The 6,681-nt window shown below is 52.6% G+C and carries 9 protein-coding genes; all 9 read left to right on the forward strand.

Features of this window, described 5'->3' with window-relative positions; translation table 11 throughout:
- Positions 1-70 precede the first annotated feature (70 nt).
- Complete coding sequence (locus VF260_09020) at positions 71-997, forward strand: zinc ABC transporter substrate-binding protein (GenBank protein HEX7057318.1); 927 nt, start codon at positions 71-73, stop codon at positions 995-997.
- A 42-nt stretch (positions 998-1,039) separates the two neighbouring features.
- A complete protein-coding gene (locus VF260_09025; GenBank protein HEX7057319.1) occupies positions 1,040-1,828 on the forward strand; it encodes a metal ABC transporter ATP-binding protein in 789 nt (262 codons plus the stop codon).
- Complete coding sequence (locus tag VF260_09030; protein ID HEX7057320.1) at positions 1,812-2,615, forward strand: metal ABC transporter permease; 804 nt, start codon at positions 1,812-1,814, stop codon at positions 2,613-2,615. The genes VF260_09025 and VF260_09030 overlap by 17 nt, the downstream gene beginning before the upstream one ends.
- 24 nt (positions 2,616-2,639) lie before the next feature.
- Positions 2,640-3,353 carry a cytochrome c biogenesis protein CcdA gene (locus VF260_09035; protein ID HEX7057321.1) on the forward strand — a complete coding sequence of 238 codons (714 nt, stop codon included), beginning with the start codon at positions 2,640-2,642 and terminating at the stop codon, positions 3,351-3,353.
- A gap of 101 nt (positions 3,354-3,454) precedes the next feature.
- On the forward strand, positions 3,455-3,640 hold the full coding sequence (locus VF260_09040; GenBank protein HEX7057322.1) for a hypothetical protein: 186 nt from the start codon (positions 3,455-3,457) through the stop codon (positions 3,638-3,640).
- A gap of 101 nt (positions 3,641-3,741) precedes the next feature.
- Entirely contained in the window at positions 3,742-4,164 is a 423-nt protein-coding gene (gene mntR / locus VF260_09045) for a transcriptional regulator MntR (protein HEX7057323.1), read from the forward strand.
- A gap of 134 nt (positions 4,165-4,298) precedes the next feature.
- Positions 4,299-4,739 (forward strand): MarR family transcriptional regulator, encoded by a 441-nt coding sequence (locus tag VF260_09050; protein HEX7057324.1) that lies wholly within the window; start codon positions 4,299-4,301, stop codon positions 4,737-4,739.
- A 5-nt stretch (positions 4,740-4,744) separates the two neighbouring features.
- The gene (locus VF260_09055) at positions 4,745-6,376 is read left to right on the forward strand and encodes an MDR family MFS transporter (GenBank protein ID HEX7057325.1); all 1,632 of its coding nucleotides are present in this window, start codon (positions 4,745-4,747) and stop codon (positions 6,374-6,376) included.
- Positions 6,377-6,467: 91 nt separating this feature from the next.
- Positions 6,468-6,681, forward strand: a 214-nt coding sequence (locus tag VF260_09060) for a patatin-like phospholipase family protein (protein HEX7057326.1), incomplete at its 3' end; no start/stop codon positions are given.

The following is a 6,681-nucleotide window of genomic DNA, read 5'->3' on the forward strand; positions in this document are numbered from 1 at the left end:
TCTATAATTCTGATAGTTAAACGTAATAATTACGATTTGCATAATTATGGAATTCAGGAGATTTAACATCATGTTCAAGCGTGTATCGGCCTGCGCCTTTTTTGCCGGACTGCTGTTGTTCATGCTGGCATTGTCCGGCTGCGGCGATAACCGGATTCAGATCGAACAGGGAAAAATAAACGTCGTCGCCAGTTTTTTTCCGCTCGCCGATTTGGCGGAGAAAATCGGGGGAGACCGCGTTCACGTCATCAATCTGGTTCCCGCCGGCGTCGAGCCGCATGAATGGACGCCGAAAAGCAAAGAATTGTCGGCCATTTCCCGGGCGGAAGTGTTTGTGTACAACGGCGCCGGGTTTGAAGGGTGGACGGAAAAACTGCTCAAAAAAAGCGGCGGCGGCCAAAAGCAGGTTGTGGTGGAGGCAAGCAAAGGCATTCCTTTGGTGTATACGCGCGCGAAGGCGGATGAACGATCGGTGGACCCGCATGTGTGGACCAGCCCGAAGTCCGCTTTGCAAATCGCCGCCAACATTTATGCCGGGCTTATTCAGGCCGATCCCGAACATCGCGGCACATACGATGCCCATTATCGCGAATTGACGAAGAAGTTGCGGGATCTGGATGAAGCATACCGCACCGAGCTTGACAAAAGGAAACTCAAACGGCGCGAGATCGTCGTCGCCCACCAATCATTCGCGTATTTGTGCCGGGATTACGGGTTGACGCAAATGGCCGTCATGGGGCTTGCGCCCGACGCCGAACCGACCGCCAAGGACTTGCGGCGGATTGCGGAATTTGTCCGCGCGCACGATGTCACAACCATTTTTTTCGAGCAGTTGGTTTCCGGGCAAATGACAAAGACGCTGGCGCATGATCTCAATCTTCGGACCGATACGCTTAATCCGCTTGAAGGCTTGACGGAACAGCAAGTAAACGCCGGCGCGGACTACTTGTCCGAAATGCGCGCCAACCTGCGAAAACTGGTCGCCGCGCTAAAATAACGGGGAAATGCGAATTTGTTCACGGAACGGGAGGGGCCAAGCATGCAACGAACGGCGGAAACGGATGCCAAATGCCATGAATGCGTCGTCGAGATCGATGATGTTTCGTTCGCATATGAACACAAACAGGTCATCGAGCGTTTGTCGTTTACCGTTTTGCAGCGGGATTTTGTCGGGTTGATCGGCGCAAACGGCGCGGGCAAATCGACGCTGTTGAAAATGATTGTCGGCATGCTGAAGCCTTCGGCGGGTGAAATCAGGCTGTTTGGCACGCCGCTTGCGCGATTCAAGGATTGGGAGAAAATCGGCTACGTTCCGCAAAAAAACCAGTTTAACCCGATGTTCCCGGCCACTGTGGAAGAGGTTGTCCTATCCGGCCTGTACGGGCGAAAAAAGATGCTGAGCAGGCTGACCGACGAAGACCGCCGCAAATGCGGCGACGTGCTGCGCGCGATGGGCATTGAAGATTTGACGAAACGCCGGATCGGACAGTTGTCCGGCGGCCAGCAGCAGCGTGTGTTTCTTGCCCGCTCGTTGATCAACAACCCCGAACTCTTGATCCTTGATGAACCGACGATCGGGGTCGATGCCGCGACGCAAGAGGCGTTTTTCAATTTGCTTGTGCATATGCATACGCACCACCGCATTGCCATTATCATGGTTTCCCATGACGTTGCGGCGATGCAAGCGTATTTGGGCAAGTCGCCGCTTTTCGCGAACGGAAAGCTTAAGATTTATGTCAAGCATTCCCACGCCTCGGAGGATTGCGATGCCGCCGACTTGCAGCATGCGGTAACGGGAGGTGGCAACGGAATTGGCACTGTTTGCTGAGCCTTTTTTTCAACGGGCATTGTTGGGCGGCATTTTGATCGGCGTAACCGGCCCGCTAATCGGGATGTTTCTCGTGCTGCGGCGGTTATCGATGATTGGCGATACGATCGCGCACGTTTCGATTGCCGGAGTGGCGCTCGGCTTTTTGCTGAATATGTATCCGATAGGCGTAGGGCTCTTGTTTGCTTTGGCGGGTTCGCTATTGATCGAGAAACTGCGCCATTCCTTCAAATCTTACGCTGAAATGTCGATCGCCATCATTCTGTCCGGCGGCATCGCCTTGGCCTCGCTTTTGTTCACGATGGGAAAAGGCTTTAATATTAACGTCACCAGCTATTTGTTCGGGAGCATTTATGCGTTGGACTGGCTCGATATTGCGGTTACGGCAGCCGTATCGCTTGCGGTGATCGCGGTCATCGGGCTGTTTTTCAAGGAATTGTTCATTCTGACCTTCGATGAAGACGCGGCCAAAATCGGCGGCTTGCCCACGCAGGCGTTGAATTTGCTCGTCACGGTGCTGACCGCTTTCGTTATCGGCGTCTCGATCAAAATTGTCGGCGCGCTTTTGGTATCGGCGTTATTGACCGTGCCGGCCGCGACCAGCCTGTTTGTGGCGAGAGGATTTCGCCATGCGCTGATCGTAGCCGTCATGGTGGCGGAATGTGCCGTCATCGTCGGGCTGTTGGCCGCCGGGGTGTGGAATTTGGCTCCGGGCGGCACGATTGTGTTATTATTGATAGGAATCATGTTGATCGTTCTGTTTGGAAAACGGGGCCTAAAGATTTGAGATCTCGATGGAGTGGTGAACCGTATGCATGTCAATGTCTGGATAGCCTTTTGGGCGGGGATGGCTTCGTTCATTTCACCATGCTGCTTGCCGTTATACCCTTCCTATTTGTCGTATATTACCGGGATTTCCGTCAGCCAGTTAAAGTCGTCAACCCGGCCGGGCAAAGTGCGGGTGCAAACGGCCGTACATACGCTGTTTTTTATTCTGGGATTTTCGATCGTCTTTTTTACGCTTGGTTTTGGCGCGGGTGCGCTTGGCGACATATTCAAGGCATATGATGATCTGATCAGGCGCATATCCGCTATTTTTATCGTTTTGATGGGACTCTTTTTACTGGGGGTTTTCCAACCGCAACTCTTGATGAAAGAGAAAAAGCTGAATTTGCAAAAGTGGAAACCGGCCGGCTATCTGGGTTCGACCGTCATCGGGATCGGCTTTGCCGCCGGTTGGTCGCCGTGCCTCGGGCCTATCCTGGCGGCCATCATCAGCCTGGCTTTGACGGAGCCGAACACCTGGTTTCCGTTGATTACAGCGTATACGCTCGGCTTTGCGATCCCGTTTTTCGTGCTGTCGTTTTATATCGGCTCGGCAAAATGGATCGTCCGCTATTCCAGGCGCGTCATGCAAATCGGCGGCGCGTTGATGATTGTGATGGGCGTTTTGCTATACACGGACCGTTTGGGCGAGATTACCAAGTATTTGAATAATGTAACGCCGGACTGGCTTAAATTTTAATTTCCATGCGCCGGATTAAAACCCACCGCCTTGTTTTGAAAAATATCCGGTTTCGCAGTTTCCGTACAAAACTGATTTTTTCGATATTGGGCGTCGCCGGTTTGACGTTGTTATTGGTTGGGACCACTTTTTACTACCGAATGTCGTATGAGGTCGAAAAAGAGGCGTACGGAAATATAGAGGAAATTACGAATCAAACCGTTGATTTGGGGAACCTGTCATGGCAGGAATGCGATTTGCTGGAGCGGCCGATCGGCGGTTGCTTTGATGGTTCGATGCGCGCATGATTTTCCGGCCCCGTTTGCTTGCTAATACATGACGGAAAAGTGTATCATAAATGAAAGGCGGGTATTTCACACCGGAAATCGAATGTTTTGGAGGGAATCGGATGGCAACGCCCAGCATGGAGGATTATCTGGAGCGAATCTACCAATTGATCGATGTAAAAGGATATGCGCGTGTTTCCGATATTGCCGAAGGGTTGGAGGTTCACCCCTCTTCGGTCACCAAGATGATCCAAAAGCTGGATAAAGACGACTATTTGATTTATGAGAAGTATCGCGGGTTGATTTTGACCTCCAAAGGCAAACGTATGGGGAAAAGGCTGGTCGACCGCCATCAGCTTCTGGAGGATTTTCTGCACTTGATCGGCGTCCAAAAGGAAAACGTATTTCATGATGTGGAAGGAATCGAGCATCATCTGAGTTGGGATTCGATCACCTGCATCGAAGCGCTGGTCACATTTTTGAAGCGCGATCCGGAGCGGGTGAAAGAACTGGAAAAACTAAGGCGCGAGTTGGAAAGCGAATAAAAGGGATCGGCAAAACCGCTATGCGGCCGCAATTGTCGGATAGCGGTTTTTTGGCGGCGCTTAAGTTTGCGCCGTCATATTTTACGCCATAATAGTTTATATATAAAATATTTACGCATAAAGGGGTTGTGGTCGTGTCCGACCGTGAACTAAAAGCGCAGTTGGCCGAAGTGTTTCGCCAACTGGTCCGGAAAATGGTCACCGATTGGAGCAACCAGGTGAGCCGAACGTGCTCCATGACACAGTTTCATATCCTGAAGAAATTGGCGTTGGAAGGGCCGAAGAAAGTGTCCGAGCTGGCGCAATCGCTGGATATTACACCCGGCGCGATAACCGTGCGGTCCGACAAGCTGATTGAAGAAGGATACGCGAGGCGATACCGGGATGAGCAGGACCGCAGGGTTGTTTATTTGGAAATTACGGAAAAAGGAAGCGAACGGTTTCAACGGATCGAGGAACAACGGGATCGCATGATCGAACTTATGTTCGATGGCTTTTCCGACGACGAATTAAGACGAGAGATCGCCGTGTTTAAGCGCATTTTGCATAACTTGCAACATAAGGGAGAGGAATAACCGGCATGGAACACTTATCGCTGAAACGCAAAATTTATATCATGATCGCGGTCATGGCGGCCATGTTTTTTTCCGCCGTCAACCAAACCATTGTAGGGACCGCCTTGCCCCGGATTATCGCGGAATTGGACGGCATCGACTACTACACCTGGGTCATTACGATGTACTTGTTGACATCGACGATTTCCACCATACTGGTCGGCAAATTGTCGGATATTTACGGGCGCAAGCCGTTCATTTTATGCGGCATCGTGCTGTTCATGATCGGGGCGTTCATGTGCGGAACGTCAGCCGACATTTTCCAGCTGATCGCGTATCGCGGCGTGCAAGGTCTGGGCGCGGGCGTGATCATGGCGACGGCGTTTACCGCGATCGGCGATCTGTTTTCGCCGCGGGAGCGGGGGCGCTGGTCCGGCATCATGATGTCGGTGTTCGGGGTGTCCAGCATCATCGGGCCGACGTTGGGCGGATATATCGTCGATCATTGGGCCTGGCACTGGGTATTCTGGATCTTTTTGCCGCTTGGCTTCGTCGCCTTGGCCATGATCATGGCGCTTTATCCGAAGACGGAGAAAACGCCGGGCGAGCCGATCGATTATGCGGGCTCGTTGCTGCTTACGTTGACGATCGTGCCAATGCTTTTGGCATTTTCCTGGGCGGGCGTGAAATACGCCTGGGACTCGCCGCAAATCATCGGTCTGTTTGCCGCCGCTTTCGTTTCCCTTGGATTGTTGCTGCTTGTCGAAAGCAAAGTGAAAAGCCCGGTGCTGCCGCTTCGGCAGTTTCGCATCGGGATCGTTGCCGTTGCGAACACCGTGAGTTTTATTTTAAACGCCGGCATGATGGGCGCGCTTATTTATATCCCCTTTTTCGTGCAGGGGGTTGAAGGCGTCTCGCCGACTTATTCGGGCTATATTACGATGCCGATGACGCTTGGCATGGTGCTGATGAGCGCAATTTGCGGGCAAATCATCACCAAAACCGGCAAATATAAAAAATTGGCGCTCATAGGCATTGCGATCATGGCGCTCGGCATGGTCATGATGACGCTGATGAACAGCGTTTTGGTCGCCGTGCTCAGCATGATTGTGTTCGGGTTCGGTTTGGGCATGGCGCTGCCGATCTTTTCCCTCGTGGTGCAAAACGCCGTACCGCCGCGAGATTTGGGCGCAGCTACGGCGACGACGCAGTTGTTCCGCAGTTTGGGCGGCACGATCGGCATTGCCGTGATGGGCACGGTGATGACCTCCGGAATCAAAATCAAAATGAAACAGGATATGGCGAATGTAGACGCGGCCGAGTTGGCCCAATTGGATCCCAAGCTTTTGCAAGCCGTAGACGGTTTGCAAAATCCGCAGATTTTGCTGGACCAGCCAAAACTGAAACAATTCCTCGCATCGCTTCCGGCCGGCGTGCACGATATTTTCGTCAAAGCGGTAGACGCGCTGCGGGATTCCGTCGCCTATGGTTTGTCCGAGGTATTTTTAACGGGCACCATTACGATTGTGGTCGCATTTTTGCTCACATTTTTCCTGAAGGAGGTCACGCTGCGCACCAGCAATAAAGACAATACCCGGCACTATGGCGAAGATGGCCGCCAAATGCGGCTGAACCTTACGCGGGCGGAAAAAAATTAAATTTTGCCGGTTCCGGTCGTCATGGGATAAACCCTGTCGCGCATACAAAGGAAGTAGATGATTGCAATGCGTTGGAAAGGGTGATTCGCACATGAAGGCGCACGCGGTGTTTGAAGGGGGTGGGGTTAAGGCCATCGCGCTGGTAGGCGCCTTGCAAGCTGCGGAGGAGCGGGCGATCCGACTGGAAAAAGTGGCGGGGACATCATCCGGGGCCATTATCGCTTCGCTCGTGGCCGCGGGATTTACCGGCGAAGAGATGAAGGACATTTTGCTTGCGACGTCGTTTACCGACTTTTTGCAACGGA

It is taken from the genome of Bacilli bacterium, from assembly GCA_036381315.1.
Classification (GTDB): domain Bacteria; phylum Bacillota; class Bacilli; order Paenibacillales; family KCTC-25726; genus DASVDB01.